Annotated in this window: 20 protein-coding genes, 1 tRNA gene and 1 pseudogene; 7 read left to right on the top strand and 15 right to left on the bottom strand. The window is 64.1% G+C overall.

Features of this window, described 5'->3' with window-relative positions; translation table 11 throughout:
* Window positions 1–91 precede the first annotated feature (91 nt).
* From RM479_RS20985 to RM479_RS20965, 5 genes are all read left to right on the top strand, one after another.
* Window positions 92–1822 carry an HAD family hydrolase gene (locus RM479_RS20985; RefSeq protein ID WP_311513484.1) on the top strand — a complete coding sequence of 577 codons (1731 nt, stop codon included), beginning with the start codon at window positions 92–94 and terminating at the stop codon, window positions 1820–1822.
* Window positions 1823–1873: 51 nt separating this feature from the next.
* A complete protein-coding gene (locus RM479_RS20980; RefSeq protein WP_311513483.1) occupies window positions 1874–2779 on the top strand; it encodes a cell division protein FtsQ in 906 nt (301 codons plus the stop codon).
* Window positions 2776–4497: an ABC transporter ATP-binding protein gene (locus RM479_RS20975; RefSeq protein WP_311513482.1), complete on the top strand. Its 1722-nt coding sequence runs from the start codon at window positions 2776–2778 to the stop codon at window positions 4495–4497. Before RM479_RS20980 ends, RM479_RS20975 begins: the two co-directional genes overlap by 4 nt.
* Window positions 4484–5338 carry an energy-coupling factor transporter transmembrane component T family protein gene (locus RM479_RS20970; protein WP_311513481.1) on the top strand — a complete coding sequence of 285 codons (855 nt, stop codon included), beginning with the start codon at window positions 4484–4486 and terminating at the stop codon, window positions 5336–5338. Before RM479_RS20975 ends, RM479_RS20970 begins: the two co-directional genes overlap by 14 nt.
* A 115-nt stretch (window positions 5339–5453) precedes the next feature.
* A tRNA-Ala gene (locus RM479_RS20965) sits at window positions 5454–5529 on the top strand.
* Between the two features lie 676 nt (window positions 5530–6205).
* Here RM479_RS20965 and RM479_RS27625 read toward each other — a convergent pair.
* From RM479_RS27625 to RM479_RS20910, 11 genes and pseudogenes are all read right to left on the bottom strand, one after another.
* Window positions 6206–7330, bottom strand: a pseudogene (locus RM479_RS27625) (recombinase family protein); the annotation flags it as partial.
* 82 nt (window positions 7331–7412) lie between these two features.
* Window positions 7413–7805, bottom strand: a complete 393-nt coding sequence (locus tag RM479_RS20955; RefSeq protein WP_311513479.1) for a helix-turn-helix domain-containing protein — start codon at window positions 7803–7805, stop codon at window positions 7413–7415.
* Window positions 7806–7904: 99 nt separating this feature from the next.
* Window positions 7905–8783 (bottom strand): replication-relaxation family protein, encoded by an 879-nt coding sequence (locus RM479_RS20950; protein WP_311513478.1) that lies wholly within the window; start codon window positions 8781–8783, stop codon window positions 7905–7907.
* 211 nt (window positions 8784–8994) lie between these two features.
* Window positions 8995–11211 carry a type IV secretory system conjugative DNA transfer family protein gene (locus RM479_RS20945; RefSeq protein ID WP_311513477.1) on the bottom strand — a complete coding sequence of 739 codons (2217 nt, stop codon included), beginning with the start codon at window positions 11209–11211 and terminating at the stop codon, window positions 8995–8997.
* Window positions 11212–11553: 342 nt separating this feature from the next.
* Window positions 11554–11760 (bottom strand): hypothetical protein, encoded by a 207-nt coding sequence (locus RM479_RS20940; protein WP_311513476.1) that lies wholly within the window; start codon window positions 11758–11760, stop codon window positions 11554–11556.
* Window positions 11750–12361 (bottom strand): MT-A70 family methyltransferase, encoded by a 612-nt coding sequence (locus tag RM479_RS20935; RefSeq protein ID WP_311513475.1) that lies wholly within the window; start codon window positions 12359–12361, stop codon window positions 11750–11752. The genes RM479_RS20940 and RM479_RS20935 overlap by 11 nt, the downstream gene beginning before the upstream one ends.
* A gap of 218 nt (window positions 12362–12579) precedes the next feature.
* Window positions 12580–13146, bottom strand: a complete 567-nt coding sequence (locus tag RM479_RS20930) for a hypothetical protein (protein ID WP_311513474.1) — start codon at window positions 13144–13146, stop codon at window positions 12580–12582.
* A 125-nt stretch (window positions 13147–13271) separates the two neighbouring features.
* Window positions 13272–14399, bottom strand: coding sequence for a hypothetical protein (locus RM479_RS20925; protein WP_311513473.1), 1128 nt, complete (start codon window positions 14397–14399; stop codon window positions 13272–13274).
* Entirely contained in the window at window positions 14396–15220 is an 825-nt protein-coding gene (locus RM479_RS20920) for a hypothetical protein (protein ID WP_311513472.1), read from the bottom strand. The genes RM479_RS20925 and RM479_RS20920 overlap by 4 nt, the downstream gene beginning before the upstream one ends.
* Window positions 15221–15305: 85 nt before the next feature.
* Complete coding sequence (locus RM479_RS20915; RefSeq protein WP_311513471.1) at window positions 15306–15515, bottom strand: hypothetical protein; 210 nt, start codon at window positions 15513–15515, stop codon at window positions 15306–15308.
* Window positions 15512–15736, bottom strand: a complete 225-nt coding sequence (locus tag RM479_RS20910; RefSeq protein WP_311513470.1) for a hypothetical protein — start codon at window positions 15734–15736, stop codon at window positions 15512–15514. The genes RM479_RS20915 and RM479_RS20910 overlap by 4 nt, the downstream gene beginning before the upstream one ends.
* 272 nt (window positions 15737–16008) lie before the next feature.
* Between RM479_RS20910 and RM479_RS20905 the strand changes: the two genes are divergently transcribed.
* Together RM479_RS20905 and RM479_RS20900 are read left to right on the top strand one after the other, a co-directional pair.
* On the top strand, window positions 16009–16518 hold the full coding sequence (locus tag RM479_RS20905) for a hypothetical protein (RefSeq protein ID WP_311513469.1): 510 nt from the start codon (window positions 16009–16011) through the stop codon (window positions 16516–16518).
* 202 nt (window positions 16519–16720) lie between these two features.
* Window positions 16721–18496 (top strand): hypothetical protein, encoded by a 1776-nt coding sequence (locus tag RM479_RS20900; RefSeq protein WP_311513468.1) that lies wholly within the window; start codon window positions 16721–16723, stop codon window positions 18494–18496.
* Between the two features lie 108 nt (window positions 18497–18604).
* Here the strand turns inward: RM479_RS20900 and RM479_RS20895 are convergent, their stop codons facing one another.
* The 4 genes from RM479_RS20895 to RM479_RS20880 form a co-directional block, all read right to left on the bottom strand.
* Entirely contained in the window at window positions 18605–18928 is a 324-nt protein-coding gene (locus RM479_RS20895; protein WP_311513467.1) for a hypothetical protein, read from the bottom strand.
* 321 nt (window positions 18929–19249) lie between these two features.
* Window positions 19250–19840, bottom strand: coding sequence for an ATP-binding protein (locus tag RM479_RS20890; RefSeq protein ID WP_311513466.1), 591 nt, complete (start codon window positions 19838–19840; stop codon window positions 19250–19252).
* Window positions 19840–20163 (bottom strand): recombinase family protein, encoded by a 324-nt coding sequence (locus RM479_RS20885; protein ID WP_311513465.1) that lies wholly within the window; start codon window positions 20161–20163, stop codon window positions 19840–19842. The genes RM479_RS20890 and RM479_RS20885 overlap by 1 nt, the downstream gene beginning before the upstream one ends.
* Window positions 20160–20480, bottom strand: a complete 321-nt coding sequence (locus tag RM479_RS20880) for a hypothetical protein (RefSeq protein ID WP_311513464.1) — start codon at window positions 20478–20480, stop codon at window positions 20160–20162. The genes RM479_RS20885 and RM479_RS20880 overlap by 4 nt, the downstream gene beginning before the upstream one ends.
* Window positions 20481–20544: the final 64 nt, after the last annotated feature.

Genomic DNA, 20544 nt, shown 5'->3' with positions numbered 1-20544 from the left:
TCCACCGCGTGTCCTTCCCGTGGCTCCGACCCCTGCCTAACGTCACCGGTGAACGCACACCGCGCCGGCACACCGAACCACGGGAGACATCTTGGAACCGGACATCCCCGCCCTGCGACGACGCCCCGACGCCCTCCTGTTGGACTTCGGCGGGGTCGTCTTCCAGACCCGCAAGCTCCCCGAGGGCCGCGACGCCGTCGCCCTCCACCTGCGGGAGACCCTGCTCCGAGCGGGCCACGACGTGCCGGCCCCCGTCCTGCGCGCCTCCCTGGACGCCGGCCTGGCCGCCCTCAAGGACTGGAAGAACGCCGCCGGTCGCCGCCGCACCCCGCGCGAACTGACCCACCGCGAGATCTGGATCGACTTCATCGCCTCCGACCTGCCCGAACCGGTCCGCGAGACCCTCGCCGGCAGCGCGGGCACCCTGCTCGCCGACATGTCCACCCTGATCTCCGAACACCGGGTCCGACCGGGCGTGCGCGACCTCCTGCACGCCGCACGCGCCCTGGGCGTGCGCACGGGCATCGTCTCCAACGCCCACGCGGGCCGTGCCCACCGCACCCTCCTGCGCGAGGCGGGCCTGGAGGACCGGATCGACGTGCAGGTCTACTCCGACGAGGTCGGCATCCGCAAACCCCACCCGGAGATGATCGGCCTGGCCGCCCGCGCCCTGGGCACCGTCCCCGAACGCTGCTGGTACGTGGGCGACACCCAGGACCGCGACGTCGTCGCCGGCCGCCGCGCCGGGGTGGCCGCCGCCATCCTCACCCGCCACCACCACACCGACACCCCGCCCTACCCGGTGCGCGAGAGCGCCGACGCGGTCTACGACACCCCCGAAGGGCTCGTCGACCCGCTCTGGCGCAGTGTTCCGGAGGAGGGCGTCCACCACGTGCCCGTCCTGCCGCGCCCCGCCGCGACCGAGGCCGGCGAGGACGCCGACCCCGTCCGGGTCGTCGCCCCGCGCACGGCCGACGCGACCCGCCCGCTCGGGCTCCGCCCCGAGGACCGCCTCCTCGACCACCACCCCGGCGCCCCGGGCGCGCTCCTGCTCGACCAGGGCGGCGTCATCGCCCTCTCCAAGGCCACCCCCGACGTCCAGCGGGACTTCGCCGCGTCCCTGGCCCGGCGCCTGGACCGGGCCGGCTACGCCACCACCACGGAGGCGGTCCTGTCCCTGGTGCGCGCCGGCCGCGAACGCTACCGCGCCTGGAAGGCCGAACACGACGAGGACGGGCCGATCCCCGAGATCACCCCCCGCGCGTTCTGGCACGACATGGTCGGCCGCGACCTGCCCGAACGCGCCCGTGCCTTCCTCCAGGCCGAGTCCGCGCAGCTCACCCTGGAGTACGCCGACTCCAAGAGCCTGGCCCGCATGCGCTCCGGGGTGCGCGAGGTCCTGGACTTCTGCGCCGAACGTGCGATCCCCGTCGCGATCGTCTCCAACACCGTGTGCGGACGGGCCGTCCGCGAGGAACTCGACCGGTTCGGCATCGCCCACCTCATCGGCGCCCACGTGTACTCCGACGAACTCGGTCACCGCAAGCCCGACCCCACCACCGCCCGCACCGCCCTCGCCGCCCTGGACGTCGACCCCTCCCGGGCCTGGTTCGTCGGCGACAAACCCTGGCGCGACACCGCCGCCGCCCGCCGGGCCGGCGTGGGCACCGCCGTCATCGTGCGCGGCGGCTCCGCCTCCGACGAGCGCATCCACGCCGCACTCACCGGCGACGACCCGCTGGTGCGCCCCGATCACGTCATCGACGAGATCGGCGACCTGCTCGGACTGTGGGCCGCGGAGCCCGCCCCCCTGGTCCCCTGACACCCGCCTCACCCATCCCCCGCCTCCCCTCCGCCGAAAGGTCGGTGCACCATGTCCGCCACCCCTCGCCCCGTCGACGTCCGCGACACCGCCGGACCGCCCGCGCTCAACTCCGGGCAGAAGCTCATGGTCTTCGTGCTGAGCATGACCCTGTTCGGACTGGCCAACATCCTCACGGAGGTCCTTCCGGAGGTCCGGATCGGCCCGGTCGAGATCTCGGTGTCCTACCTGGCGTTCGTCCCGGTCGTCATGGCCTCGCTGTTCCACCCGCTCTACGCCGCCCTGGGCGCCCCGCTCGGTGAGATCGTCTTCGTCGACCTGCTCATGGGCGACTTCTCCGGCCTCGGCGAACTGGAGGGCTACCTCCAGATGTTCCTGGCCGTGTACATCGGCGGCTGCCTGGTCCGCGACCCGCGCCGACGCGGCCAGCTGTTCCTGGCCGCGGTGACGGTCGTGGTCGTCGACAAGATGCTGTCGGCCATCGTCGACATCGGCAAGGTGATGGTCGGCGTCGAGGACGCCGAGTACGTGCCCGGCCTGCCCGAGTCGATCCTGCTGCTGGAGGGGGTCGGGTTCACCACCGACGTCATCATCAGCGGGGTGCTGTTCGGCGCCCTGCCCGCGATGATCCTGGCGCCCCGCCTCTACGGGAAGATCGAGCCTCTGCTCGGGCTGGCCCCGCGTGACCCGGCCCGCCCCCACCCGCTGACCGAACGCGGCACCGGCGCCTTCCTGCTGCTGGCCCTGGTGCTGGCGTTCGTGTCGATGATCGCGGCGTTCACCTCCGAGATCTTCGACAACTTCGGGGTGTGGGAGCCCGACTTCGTCGATCAGTACGGACAGCGGTTCCTGTGGATCGGGGTGTCCGCCGCGGTCATCGTCCTGGCCGCGCTGGTCGTCGCCATCAGGTTCGTCGTCCACTCCCGCCGCGAACGCGCCGCCCAGGAGGACCGATGAACAGCGGGCAGGAGCCGACGTCCGCCATCGAGGTCGACGGTCTGCGCTTCCGCTACCCGGGGGCCGACGTCGAGGCCCTCACCGGCGTCGACCTGCGGATCGAACGCGGGGACATCACCGCCGTCGTCGGCGGCAACGGCTCGGGCAAGACCACCCTGTGCAAGACCTTCAACGGACTCGTCCCGCACTACTGGTCGGGCGACTTCGCCGGCACCGTGCGGGTGTGCGGCGTCGACACCCGCACCACCTCCGTGGCCGACCTGTCCCATCTGGTCGGCTACGTCTACCAGGACTTCGGCAACCAACTGGTCCGGCCCACGGTGCGCGACGAGGTGTCCTTCGCCCCCGTCAACTTCGGGCTGGACGACCACGCCGAACGCACCGAGGAGGCCATGGAACTGCTCGGGGTGGCCCACCTCGCCGACCGGTTCACCTGGCAGCTGTCCGGCGGCCAGCAGCACCTGGTGGCGCTGGCCGGAGTGCTGGCGCTGCGGCCCGAGGTCATCGTCGTGGACGAACCCGTCGCCGAACTCGACCCGGCTCGGGCCGAGGGGATCTACGAGGCGCTCACCGGGCTCAACACCCGCCTCGGCACCACCATCGTCGTCATCGAGCACCACGCCGAGTTCGTCGCCCGGTACGCCCGCACGGTGCTCCTCATGGCCGACGGCGCGCCGGTGTGGCACCTGCCGGTGCGCGAGGCCCTGGAACGCCACGAGGAGCTCGACCGGCACGGCATCCCGGCACCCCAGATCGCGGGGGCGGTGCGCGCGCTGGCACCGGCGGCACCGGTCCCCCTCACCGTCCCGGAGGCGGCCGAGGCCCTGCGCGGGGTGCCCCTCGGCGGCCCCGCCGCGGCCACCCCCGCCCCGCCGGTGGGGGAGACCGTGGCCGAACTCGTCGGTGTGCACCACGGGTACCGCGAGGTCGGCGGTGGACTCACCCGGGTCCTCCAAGGCGTGGACCTCACCCTGCGCGCGGGCGAACGGGTGGCCCTCGTCGGCGGTAACGGGGCCGGCAAGTCCACCCTGCTACGGCTGCTCACCGGCCTCAAGGTGCCCCGCGAGGGCACCGTCCGGGTCGAGGGCACCGACACCCGCACCGTACGGCCCGCCGCCCTGGCCGACCGGGTCTGCCACCTGTACCAGCGGCCCGAGCAGATGTTCCTCAAGGACAACGTGCGCGAGGACATCGCCATGTTCCCCCGGGGGCGCGGCGTCCCGGACACCGACGCCCTGGTGGACTCGATCCTGGACCGCATCCGACTGACCGACCTCGCCGACCGCGACGGGCGGCTGCTCTCCGGCGGCCAACAACGCCGGGCCACCCTCGGCATCGGGTTGGGCGTGCGGCCCGCGCTGCTCCTCCTGGACGAACCCACGTCCAGCCTCGACACCGCCAGCCGGGACGCCGTCATCGCCATGCTCGACTCGCTCGCCGAGACCATCCGCTGCACGGTCGTGGCCACCCACGACATGCACCTGGTCGCCGCCTGGGCGCAGCGGGTCGTGGTCCTCGACGGCGGTCGCATCGTCGCCGACACCGACCCGGCAGCCCTGTTCGCCGACCCCGACCTCATGGACTCCGTGGGACTGATCCCGCCCCAGATCGTGCGGTTGGGCCTGGAACTCGGGATGGAACCACCACCGCTGTCCGTGGCCGAACTCCTCGACCGCGGTCTCGCCACCACCGGAGGGGGAAGCGATGCCCACCGCTGACCGACGCCGTGAACGCAAGGAGCGCGACACCCTCTCCGTCGAGTGGGTCAAGCTCGAACTCCTGCGCACCGCCTACGCCACCCGGGGCGGCCTGCTCGCGAGCCGGGACCCCCGGTTCGTCATCGGTTGGTACCTGATCTTCGCCGTGGTGCCCTGGTTCACCCACGACCTGACGGTGCTCGCCGGACTGTTCCTCGTGTGCGCGGTCGCCGTGGTCCTCAGCCGGGTGGGGCCGCTCATCCTCGGACTGTTCGTGTTCGGGTTCGTGCTGGAGAGCCTCTACGTGCTGTTCGCCGCCTGGTTCTTCGGGGGCGACCTCAGCACGGTGCTGGCGCTGGTGGAGCTGACCCTCAAACTGGCGACGGTCAGCCTGGCGAGCATGGCGGCGTTCGTTTCGCTGGACCCGGAGAAGCTGTCCGACGCGCTGCTGGCCCTGCACGCGCCCGCCATGGTCGCGTTCGGGGTGAGCTACGGGTACCGGATGCTGCCGATGCTCATGGAGGAGTTCCACACCGTCGTCGACGGACACCGGCTGCGGGCGGCGCCGCTGCCCTCGCCGGGGTTCCTGGGATGGCGGGCCGTGGTGCGGACGGGGAGCACGGTGGTGGCGGCGTTCTACCCGCTGATGCTCAACACCGCCAAGCGCACCCGCACCACGGTGGAGGCCCTGGAGACGAAGGGGTTCACGTACGCGGCCGAGCACCCGGCGGGACGGCGGATCCGACTGGCGCACCTGAAGGCGGACCGCTGGGACGTGGTGCTCATCGCCGCGACCGTGCTCCTGGTGGCGGGCTGTTTCACTCTGGGAGAGCTGTACCCGCTCCCGGTCCAGGTCGGCTGACCGAGGGTGTCGGGCGGCGGTGTGGGCCGCCCGACACCCGGCCCGGTCACGGCACCCTCCCGAATCCGATAGACTCGGTCATGTCGACGGGCCACGGCCCGGTCGGCACCCACAAGGGGCTATGGCGCAGTTGGTAGCGCGCCTCCATGGCATGGAGGAGGTCTGGGGTTCGAATCCCCATAGCTCCACCATAGACGGCATACTAGAACCCGGGGCCAAAGCAATGCCCCCTAGTAGGGCGTCTACGGTGTTAAACGACGCAAGCTCCCTCCCTTCGCGGGCAGGGAGCTTCGTCGTTTCGTGCAGCATCGGCGTTGTGGCTTCCACCACAGCCGAGCCGCTCATCTGGGCAGCCTGAAGCCGGTGCAGGGTCACGAACGGTTCGTTGAGCTCGAAGCCTTCGATCCCGCCCTCAACCACGTACAACGCCTCGAAGAACGCTTGGTTGAGCCAACGACGCTGCTCATCGTCACAGCGCAGGTACAGCCCCTGTGGATCCTCCAAGTACTTGATGGTGGCTTCCATGAGGCGTGCTGCCTGTGCGAGATCCTTGGACACATCTCCCAGCCGCCCGCTCAGCTTCTGGCGGCGTTGGTCGATCTCACGCAGCCGCGTCTTGATCTTCGCCTGGGGCAGTGTCCCGTCGGCCGCCAGGTCGAGGAGGTTCTCCTCCTGCGTGTCCAGAGCGGCAAGCTCCTTGGTGAGCTGCTCCTTCAACTGCCGTGCTGCCGCTTTCTCCTCGTTGATGCGTTCCTTCATGTGGGTGCGTACATGGTCGATGAAGTCTGGACGAAGGCGGAGACGGGCGTAGTGCTCCTCGACCGCTTCCTCCAGCCGCTGCACATTGACATAGGGCGTGTCACACGTATGGTTCTGCTTGCCGAGGCAGAAGAAGTACATGTATTCGGTGCCGTGGCGGTTGGTGGCTTTCTGAATGACCATCCGCTGTGTGATGCCTGCTCGCCGACACGCACCGCAGAACAGCGACCCTTTGAGGTAGTGGTGATGTACGCGCCGCTTTTCCTGGGCAGCGGCACGGGATTCGATGATGTCCTGCACTCGATCGAACAGATCTATGTCTATCAGTGCATCGTGTCGTCCCTTGATCTCCTCGTCTTTGTATGTCACGTAACCGATGTAGTAGCGGTCGCGTAGCATCTCCGACAACTTGCTCACCGATACCGCCTTGGCCGAATGCTTTGCCGTGGCTCGTGTGCGTAGACCCCTCTCGTAGAGTTCATCAGACAGATCAGCCAACGAGTAGTCACCCGTAGCGTATAGCTCGAAAGCGATTCGGATGAATGGGGCGCGTTCCGGATCGATTTGCACCGTACGAACTTCGTGCCCGTCGATTCGCACACGAGCGTTCAGATAGCCAAGCGGTGCCCTCCCAAGGGTGCCGCCGTTGCGTGCCTTGTTGGCCATCTTCGTTTTGATGTCCTCACCGCTCATGCGGACTTGCATTTCGTTGAAGATCGCCATCATGCCCTGCATGGCGTCGCCCAGGTAGCCCTCCCCGAAGTTCTCTTTCGCGGATGCGAGCGTGATGCCCATCTGTAGAAGTTGGGCCTTGGTCGTCAGTTCTTCCAGGGTGTTTCGGAAGGCTCGGCTCATCATGTAGACGATGACATACTTGATCGGCCGCCCTTGACGCTTGAGCTCCTTGATGTCGCGCATCATCTCTTGGAAGACCGGCCGCTTCTCGATGCTGGTGGCGGAACGACCTGGTTCGACGTACTCGCGGGCGACGGTTACACCGAGCATCTCAGCTTTCGCCATGCTGTGGTGCCGCTGGGTGGGGATGGAGTTGCCTTCGGGGTCGTAGTCAGATCCCGTATCCATCTGGCGTTTGGAAGAGACACGCAGGTACAGAATGGCTTCGTCGGGGGAGACTTCTTCCTCTTCGATAGCCTGGCGCTTCAACAGGGGAACCAGAGGAGAACCACGAAATGGTTCCTCCGCCGAGGAATTATCGAGGTAAGCACTTGGCATAGTCGACTTTTCCGTTTCGCTGCGAGGAGACGGGGCGGCGCTTGATGCGTATTCGTTGTTCGTCATGTTGCGCCTCCTTTCTTTAGTCCTTTGATTTGGATGATTTGGAGATGTTGCCGGAAAGGGTGGATCGGTATGCTTCATTTTGTTCGATGCGACAAACAGAATCTTCGATAGCCTGGATCGCTCTCTCCGGTAGGTGGCTGTAGCAGATCCGGAGATGCGTGGCTATACATGGCTTCCCACACGCATGCTCGTAGCCAGCGCGATGCATCAAATCGGCAAGAGGAACATCCAGCGCACGGGCCAGCGACTTCAGCGTGTCAACCTTCGGACGCTGGTAACCCTTCTCGAGTAGGCTAATCAATGACGGGCTGATTCCGCTGCCGCGTGACAGCTCCCGTAGGCCTAATCCTTTATTCTCACGCAGTGCTTTGAGGTATTCCCCAAAGCGCCGTGAATCCTCTTTCGTCATATCTCCTGAACTCCGTCGTTTGTTGACCCCATTTTACCTCCGAATTGCCTAAATTCCTAGGGTAATTATACGGTCACTTTCCGGAGTCGAATGGGTGTTCTATTTCTTTTCTCTTTCACCCTTGTCAATCGATGTAGCAGAGCCGACCATGGCATCGGTGAGTTGCTCCTCGGTAATGACCCGGAACATGTCCGCCTGCAAGCCGCGTTCAGTAGTCAGGGCGTCGTGCAACGCCTGTCGGCGTTTGGCATCGGGCACCACCCACAGCATCGCCGGGAACAACCCGTGCTCGGCCTGGTGGGCACCCGTCGCCGCATAGCGCTGGTAGACGTGGGCTTTGCGCAGCACCACGCCCAGGTGCTCGGTTGCCCGGTCCACCTCGATAAACCAGTGATCCTCAAACTCGCCGCTGGCGGTGATGGCGAACAGATCCGGCTTGAGCCACGACCGGGCGCCGTGGGGTGCCATGAACGAACGCCACGACTTCGGCTCAGGTTCCAAACCCACCACCTCCAAGGCGTCGTCACGCTCCAGCTCACGCAGCCGCACCGCCGCCTCGGCCACTGCCAGGGTGTGGTCGATGAACAGCGTCGAGGACGGCTCGCTGTAGCGGCGGCGCTTGTCCTCGCCGTAAAGCACCCGTAGGAACCGCTCACCGGCTGCCCCGAGCTGCCAGACGATCGAGGCCGATCCAGCCCGCACGCCGCCAATGCGGCGCATCAGTCGAGCGACCAGCCCGCGGGCCTCCAGACGCCCCATGACGCGCATTGCGGCCACGGCGGCGGCTGCCTCGGTAGTGTGCCCCTTCTTCCGGCCCGACTCCTCTTCGTTGTCGGACGTGTCGTCCTCCTGGTGGTGAAAGTGCAGGCGGCGAAGCTGGGTAGTGGTTAGCAGGCGCAGCTCGCGAAGCGAGTCAAGAATGCTGCGGTCGCGTTCGGACAGGTACAGCAGTAGATCGGCGACGTTGTCTCTGGTCATGATGGAAACCTCCTTTGCGTTAAAGGGCCGAGGTGTCGGCCACGATGACCGGCAGAATGCCGGTCAGTCCCCTCCAGGAAGGGCACGGGAAGCGGCAACGACCGGGGCGGATGGAAATCTGTGCTCGACGTGAAGACAGGGGCGAACACAGCAGCGAACCGACGACCGAACCCACGGGTTCCACCTCTGTCAGTCGGGTGATGTGAACGACTCATCGCTTGCCCCTGCGGCGTCGCTTGCGGCCGATCCGCTCGCCGTTGTGCTCCTCGTGCGGTGGCGTCTGGTCGGCCACCTGTTCTGACTCCAGGGGTGTGGGTGCTTCGGCCGCAGGCTCCTCGACGGGCGGTGGAGCGAAGTTGGCCCGCACCCGTGCACGCATGGCTGTCGCATCGTGCAGCACTGGGGGAGGTGGCAGAGTCTTCACCAGTGCCCAGCCGGAAGGTGCACCGTCGGCGACGAGGTTGGTGTAGGCGTGGAAGCGCGGCAGTGCCATGAAGTCCTCCGCTGTCAGGCTGGGGGCGAGTTTGGCCGCCGCCTGGGCGTCGCCGTGTTCGGTCGCAAACTGGATCTTGCTGCGCGCGTTGATATCCACCGCACTTTTGAGTGAAGGCGGGAACTGGTCGCGGAACTGTGAGGCCAGGAACCAGCCCACGCCCAGCGAGCGCGACACGGCGAGGGCATCGGCCAGGGATACGGGGAGGTTGAGAAATCTTGGAGCCTCGTCGATATAGACCACGCCGTGTTCCTGGTTGGTGCTCGTTTCGTTGGCGCGTTCCTGGGTGGCTTGCCACACCTCCGCGATGATCAGGCTGCCGAGGAGAGAGGCGGTGCCGGGGCCGATGAGCGCCTCGTTCAGGGGCACGAGCACGATCTTGTTGCTTTTGAACACATCGCGTAGACGGAAGGCGTCGGCTCGCTGGTCGAGCATCTGGATCAGGGCGGGCCGGAGGAGGAACTGGCGCAGCTTGTTCAGCGGTGGGGCGATGGCCGCTGCCTGCGAGGCGGGGGACTGATCCTCATACCAGGCCCAAAAACCTGCCAGGGCGACATCACCTTGGAGCCGTCCCACGTACGAACGACGGAAGGCGGCATCGGTGAACAGGCGCAGCAGGTCGACCAGCGTGGCCGGTGTCTCTGGGCGACTGGCTCGCGCCAGCGTGCGCAACCCGGCCGAGAAGATATCCGCAGTCCTCGGCCCCCACCCGTCAGCGAATACGGCTTGGAAGACAGCGAGGATGCCGTCAACGACCACATCGGGGTCGCGGCCGGTGACATCCAGCGGGTTGAAGCCGACAGGGGAGGCGTCGGCGGCGTTCAGCTCCACTACATCGCCCACGCGGTGCTCCGGTAGTCGGGCGAGGATGTCATCGATAAGTTGCCGCTTCGGATCCAGCACCACCACCGGCCGCCCCGCCTCGACGTCGGCGAGGATCAGGTGAAGGAGGGCGTTTGTCTTCCCTGAACCACTCGGCCCGTACGCCACGGCATGAAACGTCTGATCCTTCGCCCCAATACCAAGCAGCCGCTCATCTCCGGGTGCCGCACTTTGGGCGAAGACGCGCGATCCCGTGTGCGCGGTTGGAGAGGCACGTAGCGGCTTAGGATGTAGCGGTGGCAAGCCCGGAAGCTCACCCTCACCGAGCGGCCAGGCCAACAAGCCCACCAGCTCGGACACGCCCAGCGACAGCGGCCAAAAACGTGGCGACTGTGCCTTGTTGAAGCGGGTGGCCGCTTCGCGCACCAGTTCCAGACGCACGCCCGGCCCCTGGGCGGTGGTGAGCGCACCCAGCAGACTCATCACGAAGTGCCGTCGCCGCTCCGGTGTCCCACCCGTCGCACCGAGCCGGATCGTGGCGGCCACACCGACTTGCCCGAGCCGTTCCTTGAGACGGGAACGCAGCTCGGCATCAGCCGGGCGGGTGCCCTTGGTCAGCAGATGCCACCACGACACGCCAGGATCGTCCATCGTGCTCGGCACCAGACGCGGCGACCGACGCGGCCCGAGCACCACCTGCACGGCGACGGCTTCATCGCCGGTAAGCCGCACCGCGAAGGCAGACAGCAACGCCCGCGTCGTCACCTCGGCCATATCGGAGCGCAGCGGCAACCCCGTTGGACGCAGCCGCAGACGAGCCGCTGCCGTCATCGGTGACCGCAAGACAGGTTCACCGGCTTTCGGCGCCACGAGCACCGCACCGGGAAACAGATCCCCGAGCAGCCGGCGCACCCGCCCCAGTTCCGAGACACGGACCCCCAGCAGATGCCGCACCCCCTGGGCATCGGCACGAGCCTCCAACACCACCGGCGACAAGCCGGGTTCAGCCACGATTCGCTCCAACGCCGTGCCGACCGACTTCTCCTCCAATGGGCGCGGTAGGTGCAGCGCCGCGAATGCCAGGGGAGGCCGCTTAGCTGCCGCGCTGAGCATCCTGATCTCCTCCGCGCTGTGCGTCACCCTTGTGGTGCTCGGCCTCGGCTTGGCGCTCAGCTTCCGCCTGGGCGAGACTTAGTAGCGCACGACCGAGCTTGCGCATATCTGGCGGATCCCGGCGCACACCGCGAACGACAAAGTGCCGTTCGCGCTTACTGCGCCCCTTGTTAGTCTTCTTTCGTTTTGGCATAGGGTTACTCCTTCCTCTACGAGTGCTAGTGTTTAAAGAATTAAACACCAACGTTCGGCTCTAGTTATTAAATATTTCTGCTTGCGCGTCAAGGTAAAATGTCCATTCCACAACGCGCGACCTCTGTTATTTTCTGGTGCCGCACGTGCTTACCACTGGGACCGACGCCAGCGGATGAAGGCGATGGCGGCCCAGCCCACACCGACGATGAGCGCGATTCCGATCAGCCACGGCAGCAGATCACGCAACAGATCCATCGAATAGGTCAGTGCCAACATGGCGACCAACACCAGCAGGCTGGAGCGGAAGAACCACTGAATAGGGTTCTTGAACGGGCTTGACCCTTCATCGCTCACCGCTGCCACCTCCCCGGGCACGATCACTGGGAACCGGGTAGCCGGGGATCGAGATATCGGCTTCAATCTCGTTGCCCCACACAAACCACGGTGCGCGGCTGGGTGGTCGCCTGCGGGCGAACAGCTCCAGATACGGGCCAGGGGAGAGCCGTTCGATCATGGGGAACTGCTCTTCGGGCTTGTGTGAGTGGTCTTGCACCGGTGCATTGATCCACGTCGGCTGTGACCGGAACTGCACCGGTGCGTGGCCGCGTGTGGCGAACAGCAGATGCTCAGTGGCGTTGCGTAGGTAGGCGCCCAGCCCGAGCCGGAACTTGATCCAGGTCAGCGGTGAACGGACGGTGAACCCCCAGGCTTCGGCCACCTCGTAGCCATCGCGGAGAGTGGAGTTGGTGGTCCACAAGAAAAGATGGGCTTCGTCCTCAGCCAGCTTGCTCACAGGCATCGCCTTGATGCTCTCCATCGTCATCAGGCGGTAGTGTTGGCTGGCACCCTTGACGCCTTGCTGATGGACATCCCACGGCGGGTCAGCGAGGATCGTGCGGAATTTGCTCGGCACGGTGTTCGGCGGTCGTGCCGGTTGAGGATGGTCGATGGTCATTGATGTTTCTCCTTTCTGCCCCCAGCGCTGTGCTGGGATGCAGGCGTAGTTATGACGGAAACTGAGCGGCGTGGAAACCGTATGTTCGGGTGAATATTCATCCGCTTCTAGCGAGCGAAAACAGCCCACGCCGCTCTAGTAGGTGAAGGTGTTTGTGGTGACCCGTCGCTGCACAAATATCCGTTGTTGAATGCGCAGCGGCGGGCACTAAAGAGGAGCTACTTGGCGTCAGCGATGAAGCTGCCCGGCCGCTGGGCGACCAGACTGCGGAACAAGGCCCGTGCTACCGCACCGGGCGGATCCTCGCGCTGAATGGGTGTCACGGTGATGCGCGGGTCGAAGGCGTCGGCCGACATATACGAGCCGAGCACTACGGCATGCACCTCACCGGGAAAGGCAGCCAACTCGTGCAGGGCAGCAACCGGGTTGGCGTCAAACAGCATGAAGTCGCTCAGCACTACCAGCGTCGCGGCGTGCTGGGGATGAGTTTCGGCCAGCTTCACCGCCTGGCGCAGACTCGGCAACAACGCACTACTTCCCGCGCCATCGCTGGGCACCTGGAGGCCCGACCGCAACCGCCCCAACCCTTGACAGCTGAGTGGCACCGGAGGCACATCGCCCTTGGTCGGACTGTCAAAGTGCAGCACCGCACCAAGTTCGTGCTTGGCTGCCCGTCGCGCCACCGCGTGGAAAGCGTGCTCGACCTCCGCGAAGCGGTTGGACAGTGGATCCGTCCCGCTGGGACTGACCACCGAACCGGAGTTGTCGAAGTCGACGATCAGCAATGTCGGATCTGGCGACGGGGCGCCAGGGTAGCCGAGCCGAATCCGCCGAAGGGAGGAGTGAACACTTCCGCCCGCGGATGCCGGCCCAAGCAACCACCCAGACTGCAAGGAAGCGGGAAGGAGCGTCATCGCACACCGTTCCCGACGTAGCCGTTCGTCTCCGGCCGCAGCCGACGCCCTGTTGGGTGCTCACCTACAGGGAAACCGTGGCCGAGCACCTGCGGGTTGTTGTGCTGAATCCGGTAACGCAGCGACGCCATCCGATGGGCCGCCGCCTGACCCCTGGCCTGGTGCTCGGCGAACGTGGACCGGGCGGCCTCCGCGGCTGCGGCCCGCTCCTTGATCGCCTTGTCGCCAGCCAGGCGACGGAAGCGCGTTTCGGCCTGACGGGCACGCTTCTTGTAGGCGTAGACCACATCAGCCACCTCGTCAGCAGCCGAATAGCCCAGCAGGAATGACCCGAGCGCCGTGGCCGCCGCCAGCAACCCGAAGGTCATCCCGGCCGCTGCCCCCTCGACACTGCCCCGCAACAGGAAGATGCCAACGGCCACCAGCAGCACGACCACGAGGGAGACGACACCGACCAGGCCGACGAACCCGAGGCCCTTATCCGGCTTGCCAGAGAACAAGCGGGCATAGCGCCGCTCGTCTTCGGTCAGCAGTTCGGCGTCACGCTGGCGGGCACTGGCGTTTCGCAGGTGCTTGATCTCCGAGCCGACCAGCCCGGCGCTGCCCGCGGCGATACCTGACGCCAACGCCATGCTCACCGCCAGCACCGGCAGATCGCCGTGAATGATGGCCGCTGACGCTACACCGGCCATGTCACCCAGTACCAGGGCGTGCCAGCCGGTCCAATAGCGGAGCTTGTTGCCCGGTTCGCGGCGCATGTAGGGGGTGAGCACCCGGGCGGCGTGCTGGTGATCGGCCTTAGCCAGTCGCAGATCCTCCTCCTGGTGGACGAGCAATGTCTCAACGGCAGCGGCCGAACGCTCCAGACGACGGGCCTCCACCACGTGATCACGCGCCGCCTGTTCACCTTCGGCTGCCCACGAGGCGAGCTGCTCGTCGCCGAGTGCCCGGTATTGCTGTTCGGCGTACGTCTCCCCGATGTTGTTCGGCCGCGTCAGCCCACCGACTTCATCCAGACGGGGAATGGACACCGCATCGGCTTCGGCCGTCCAGGCATCCACCGACGAGGAAGCACCGAAGGGCAGCGAACCCGACAGGTTGAAACGCCTTGCCATGCTGTTCACCGCCCCACCGTGTAGTCGGTGACGGAGGTGCACGCCTTAGTCTTCGACTGCTGGCACAAGGCGTCGTAGTAGAAGACGAGCCCCTCCACGACGTCGGAGGCCACCGGATCCCCGGCCACACGACCGATCCCCGCAACCGTCACCGATGCGCCGGCCAGATTGGGCACGGTGGTCTCCTCGGCCAGGGCTTCGGCTTCCGACTGACTGAGTGCGCTGTCGCCCGGTTTGTGGCCCACGTTGTGAAACCCGTCGGTGAACACGTACAGGTGCAGGCGGTAGTCGTCGCCGAGCTGGGCAATGTGCTCCGCACCGAGGCGGTACTGCGCGGTGACATCACTACCGCCACCCGGCAACCCCTCGATAGCGGCTTCGTAGCCTTCGCTGATCTCAGTGATAGCGGCCTCGACGAGTTCCGGGACTTTTCGCAGCCGCGCGTTCGGGGTTGCGCCGTGGGCTTCGAGGGCACCGTCGAACAGCGTCGTCGTCGCACCGCTGGAGGAGCTGAACAGCAGCACCCGCAACCGGCCACCACACACCGCCGTCTGCCTGGTGATGTCTTCGACAGCAGCCAGCCGCTCGACGGTGATGGCTTCGTCATCGCTGGAGCCGGTGCCGTCGATGGCCACCAACGTCGCGGGCGGCTCGTCGCCGCAGTTGACGAGAAGCGCCTGGTCATCCTGAAGCTGATCGGGCGGCGGCGAGTCCGAGAGCAGGCTGCAAGCCGACAGCGACAGGGCAACCGCACCCGCGACGACGGGCGTCGCCATGCGCGAGGGGAGAGAAGGCCGGTGCCGCGGCACCGGGTTGAGTGTTGATCGCATGCTTACTGACTCCTTGAACGAAGGAAGAAGAGGCAGGGGGAGAAAGTGGGCCGGATGCGAGAGGGCATCCGGCCCGAGGAAGCCGTCACCAGCGCTGGTCAGCGGGGTTGGTGATCGGCACGATGTCGACCGCGTCCAGCTCGGCACGCAGGCGCTCACGACGAGGAGGCGTGGTGACTTCTGCTTCGGCCTCGAGGGTGCGGAGAACCCCGATGGCGGAGAGGTAGGTGGCGGCGAGGTTGCCGCGCAGGGTGATGAATTCGCCGACCGTTTCGGGCTTGAAGATGAGGGTCACTTGTTGTCACCGTCTTCCACGCTGAGCATGCGCCGGAGGGCGGCGTTCTCGTCGCGCAGCTCCTTGTTCTCGATAGCCAGAGGCAGACGGCTGATCTGCGTCACGCTGCCCGTCATGACACGCAGCGTCGTGCCCAGCACGAGGCAGACGATGAACCCGGTGATGAATGTGGCCGTCATCGGCACGAGGCCGATGACGTTTGCTGCGGTGCAGCCGTTCATAGGGAGTTCCCTTCCGCTGTGTGCAGAGGGAGGCGCCTCTCTCCTGCCGCTCTTGTTGGCGACAGTTCGAGGCTCGCCTAGTACTCCGTGTCCGTGAAAGATCGTTGGCGGACAGTCTGACGGAAGCGCCCTGTCCGTCAGACTTTCCGCCAGTGTTAGGGCAGGTCAAGGGGCTTATAATAATGGCGAGATTTATGCTGCAAAAATCCGCCACTATTGATTCGGAAGGCATGGTCGGTTAAAATTAAATTTAATAAACAAGGAAAAATCTCATGGTGGAGCAAGAACGCGCACCGCACACCCCGGAGAGGTGGTCGGAAAGAAGAACTGGAACTTTCAACTTGGAAAATCTCAATCCAGAGGAAGTTGCGCGCCTTGGCGAGGCACTAGTGTATGGAAGCAACGATAGGATTCGGAATAGGAGCGAAGGGCAGTATGATCCGATGAATCCAGACTTCCTTTTTGTGTGTGACTTCGAAGAGTATCTTGGTCGAGATTCGGATGGGGCAGAATCTGCTTATCTGGCGCTTCGGGAGGCAGATACGGACGAGGCACTTGAAATGGCTGCAAGGTTGTCATCAGCGATCGCTAGAAGCAATCCTCAGTTGGCAGCGAACACGATCTTAAAGATTGTTGGCCATCAGGAGCACCGCATCCGTGAGGCGAAAGAAGCAGCGATCTCCGCGCATGAGGCGGTGGTAGAAGCGCTGGAAGTATCGTCTCCAGAACAAGCGGCAGCGTTCGAACGAGCTTACGAAGATGCTTGGCAGAACCAGCCCTGAAGTTCGCTAGATCCCCTGACAGATACATGAATTTTGGCTAGGATCACTACAACATCCCCTAGAGCTTTGAAGGCGGCAGTCCATGGCTCGAGAAGAGCTGATTACCGAGCTGAGATTGGCTCTAAGGCGACCCCTGGTTGTGGGGATCTTCACTAGGCCGAGCGATGACGACCTATTTCCTCTTCTCGCCAGCATCTGCCGTGTGGTTGCTCCAGAGATGTGGGAGCGCTCAGGGAAGCGTTACACAGCTCGTGAGGTTATTCGTTCTGCCGTTGAACGACTGCCTGATGATGATTGCCCTGATGAGAATCCAGACCATGCCGCCGTGACTTGGCGTGAAGTCGGGATGACTCTGGGTGGCTTCCGAGAGGACCTTCCTAAACGAGAGAACGGGAAGGAGTACGACTATGATGCGCTGACCGCCGTGCTGAAATCTGATTCAAAGATTGATCCACGAGACTGGGAATCTAGAGGCCGAAAGAAGCTCGTGAAAGATTTCTATGGGCGCCTTGCGGATGCTCTCTTAGAGCTTGAGGAGCAAGCCCGTGGGGAAGGTGCAGGCAGCCCGGAGGGCAGGTCAGAGTCATTAGACGATGAATACATATATTCGGAACAGCCATCCAATAAGAGTGGACATAGTTCAGCTAACTACAGCAACTATGGCCTAGTCAACTTTGTTTTCCACGGGCCCACATCGATCAGGGCAAAAATTTCAAAAAGTAAACCCGTAGCGTCGGCTGCTCTAGTGATCATGCTTATAATTACTAGCGTGACAGCTAGCGCCAACTCGCGATTCTTTGCTGATGATTCAGAAACTTCTACCGAAGCGGCGGAAAGTGTCCCAGAAGGCGACGTTATAGTCACCTTAACTAGCGTCTTAGGCGCCGGTGCCTTGCCTGTGATCATGCCTCAGGGTTTGGAGCGGGAGACGCAGGAACTCGTTGATCAGCTCAATGGTGGATCGATCGAGCTTTGGGATTTCCAAGATTCGGCCATTTCTGAAGGCGGATATTTCAGAGGTTCTGTTGAAGTGCACGTGGAAATTGAAGGTAACAGTGATCGAGAAGTTACCATTTATGATATCCGCCCAGTGCCGGAAAAGAAAGATCTGGTAGACGGTTCAGTCCTCCTGCACCCTGGGGCAGGTGGGGCTGATACGCGCCGCATGCAATTCCTTCTAGACGAGCCAGAACCTTTGGCTCGAGAGTTCGTGCCAGGGGAATCGATTAACCCGCGCCAAAGGCCGTATTTTTTCCAGAGCCAAAGGATTGGTGTTGGGTCCGGAGAAAAGCAAACGATCGTAATGAAATTTATTGCCAATTGGGCGGCTTATGACTTCGAGATTGCAATCGACTATGAACTTTCTGGTGATCGGAAAACTGAAGTTTTTGCTAACGACCTGGATGGTGGTCGCCCCTTTAGGGTTAGCGGCTACCATTGCGTTAGGGAGCCCTGGGGTGAATGGTTGGAGAGCGAGGGAGAGCGCGTAGAAGACCGGGTTCTCGTTAAGAACCCCTGGGTGTATTACGAAGACCAGTTTGTGCCGATATCTTCTGAGGATTACTCGGCTTTCTGCGAAGGCTCTCTGGAAGTGTGGACTCAAGGGTGGAGCCCTGATGGGGAGGGAACTGAAGATCTAATTCCGGAAACTGATCTGTCTAGTTCCTTGGGTGATGACCTTTCCTGTGATGAATCTGAGTTTTCTCATTATGTTGAGTACAATTATAATACTCCTGAATCAATGGACACCTATTGCCGTGGGGGTCTTGCATACGTTCAAGCTTGGGGTGCTGGATTAAGTCTTCATGATCGTGTCGATCTCCTCTTTCAGGCAACAGAAGATGGTTGGAGTATGCTAGGTGGTGGAAGCAATAGCGACGGGACATTTAATGAAGTTTCTATCACCGGAATGGGCCTCGATGTTTCGGTGGTTAGAGAGCTTTTTCCAGAGATGGAGATCTCGGCTGAACGTTCTTGAAAAAAGACGAGAGTCACCCAAACCCACAGCTGTAGGTTCAGGCAGACCCCCGCCTTCACGCACAACCTCGAAGCACATCGCTCCTCGGCCAGCGTTCACGCGCGCAAGTTACTTCTTGCTGCGCGTCGATCGGGTCGAAGTACCCTCCGGCGTGCTGCTGGTGTCGTCACCACCGAGCATCGCGGACAGTGCCTGCTTCCGCTCCCGCAGCGCCCGCTCCTCAGCCTCCAGGTTGGCCATCGCCTTGTCGCGGACGGAGGCATCGGACAGGATTTTCGCTACCCAGTCCTCCAAGGCCTCGACGCCCGCGTTGTTCAGCGTCTTGTCCGTCAGGGAGACCACAGAGTCAAGCTGCTGCTTGAACGAAGGCGAGACACGGATCGCGACCGTGGCCTTCTTCTCCTCGCCCGATCCAGTCGGCTGTTCGCTCATCGAGCAAACCTCCTCAGTAAAATGCGGCCGACGAACCCGATCAGGTTCATCTCTTGAAGCCGCAGCAAACCGATGAGGTGCCGAGGAGGCAGCGGCCAGCGTTACTGCTGCTTCTCATGGCCTCGCCTCGCCCCTCGACACCTTCTGTTATGACGCATCCCGCCAAGTAGTGAAACCGTGTGTTCGCGCGAACCATCGACCGAACCCAACACGCGAACACATGCCCTCTCGCCCCTGATGCGTCGTCTCGTCACCGCTCCTGCCGTGCGTGGGATTCCTCGTTGTGGAATGTGCAGCACCTCTACGCCAGCAAAGCGCTCCTCACAGCCGCGCCAGCCCCGCCAACACGTGCTCCATGTCTTCCATGCCCAGCGGCGATGTTCTGTGAGGGATGTTCGAAGGTGGCGGGGTGTAGCCATGCGGCATCGTCCTGCGCGGCAACGGCAAGGGTGTAGCCGATGGGGGAGAAGCTTCGGCCGCCTGGTGCTCAGCCGGCCCCGCGGCGGCAAGGGCGAGCATGCACCACACCGTCTTGCCGTGATGAGGTGACGGCACCACACCCCATCGCTGACTGAGCATCTCCACCAGGAACAGTCCGCGGCCGTTCTCAGCGTCAGGGTGCACCGGCTTCCTCGAGGGGGTGCCGTTTCCGGCATCCCACACCTCGATCAGCAGCTGACCACCCTGAACGCTGATCGCCAGGTGGATGAAGTGCCACCGCGAGATCGCCGACACCGGCGTCGTCATCGTCAAGCCTCCGGCTTCGACCGCATTGGTCACCAACTCGGAGACAAGGAGCTCGGCGTTGTCCACCACGTCAGGAAACGGCATGCGGTGGAGGCTGCTGCGGGTGAACTCTCGAGCGAAGGCCACCGCGTTCGGCAACCCCACCAACGTCAACGAGACGTGCATCAGTCGCCGACCTCCCACACCGTCACGCCCAAGTCGTGCAGCTGGTCGATGACGCCGACCTGCAAGCTGGTGAACTTGGTGAAGTGCTCAAGCGTCGGCACCACCAGTTCCGTCGCCTCTCCGCCCTGGAGAAGCTCCACCAGGCGGACGAACGCCGAACGTTGTGCCAGTGGCGTATCCACCAGCACGCGTGCCAGGCGGTAGCCGCGCTCGCGGGCGTAGGTTTCCACTTGCCGGTGCAACTGCGCGAGGTGTGCGTGGTCGGTCGGATCGGGCACGCGCATGTAACCGAAGGCGACCGGTCTGGTGTCGAGGTCGTTCATCGCTGCTGCCCCTTCACCAGACGCAGACAGGGGCGAGCCTTCTCACGGCCGTGGGCGTGGGGCTGGTCACGGTAGGCGCGTACCAGATCGGCCACCTCGAAGATCTGCTCGTGGCTGCACTGGATCGTGCGCAGGCAATTGCCCTCGTCGTCGAAGTGCTCGAGCGTGTAGCGCTCACCCGTGGCGGAGATGCTCACACAGTCGATGTGCAGGAACGCTAGATCATCGCCGTCAACATCGGGCAGCGGGCGGATGCAGTCTTGGCGGAGGAGCGCGTCCAGGTGCTCAAGGGCGGTAGGCGCCGTTAGCGTATTCATTGATCGCCACCTTGGAAAAGTAGGGGCTTGGTAGTGGCTTAGCCACGCCCCGACCATTCCATTG

It is taken from the genome of Nocardiopsis lambiniae (genome assembly GCF_031845465.1).
Taxonomy (GTDB): domain Bacteria; phylum Actinomycetota; class Actinomycetes; order Streptosporangiales; family Streptosporangiaceae; genus Nocardiopsis; species Nocardiopsis lambiniae.
The sequence above is the reverse complement of the archived record's forward strand: the minus strand, read 5'-3'. Positions and strand labels throughout refer to the sequence as shown.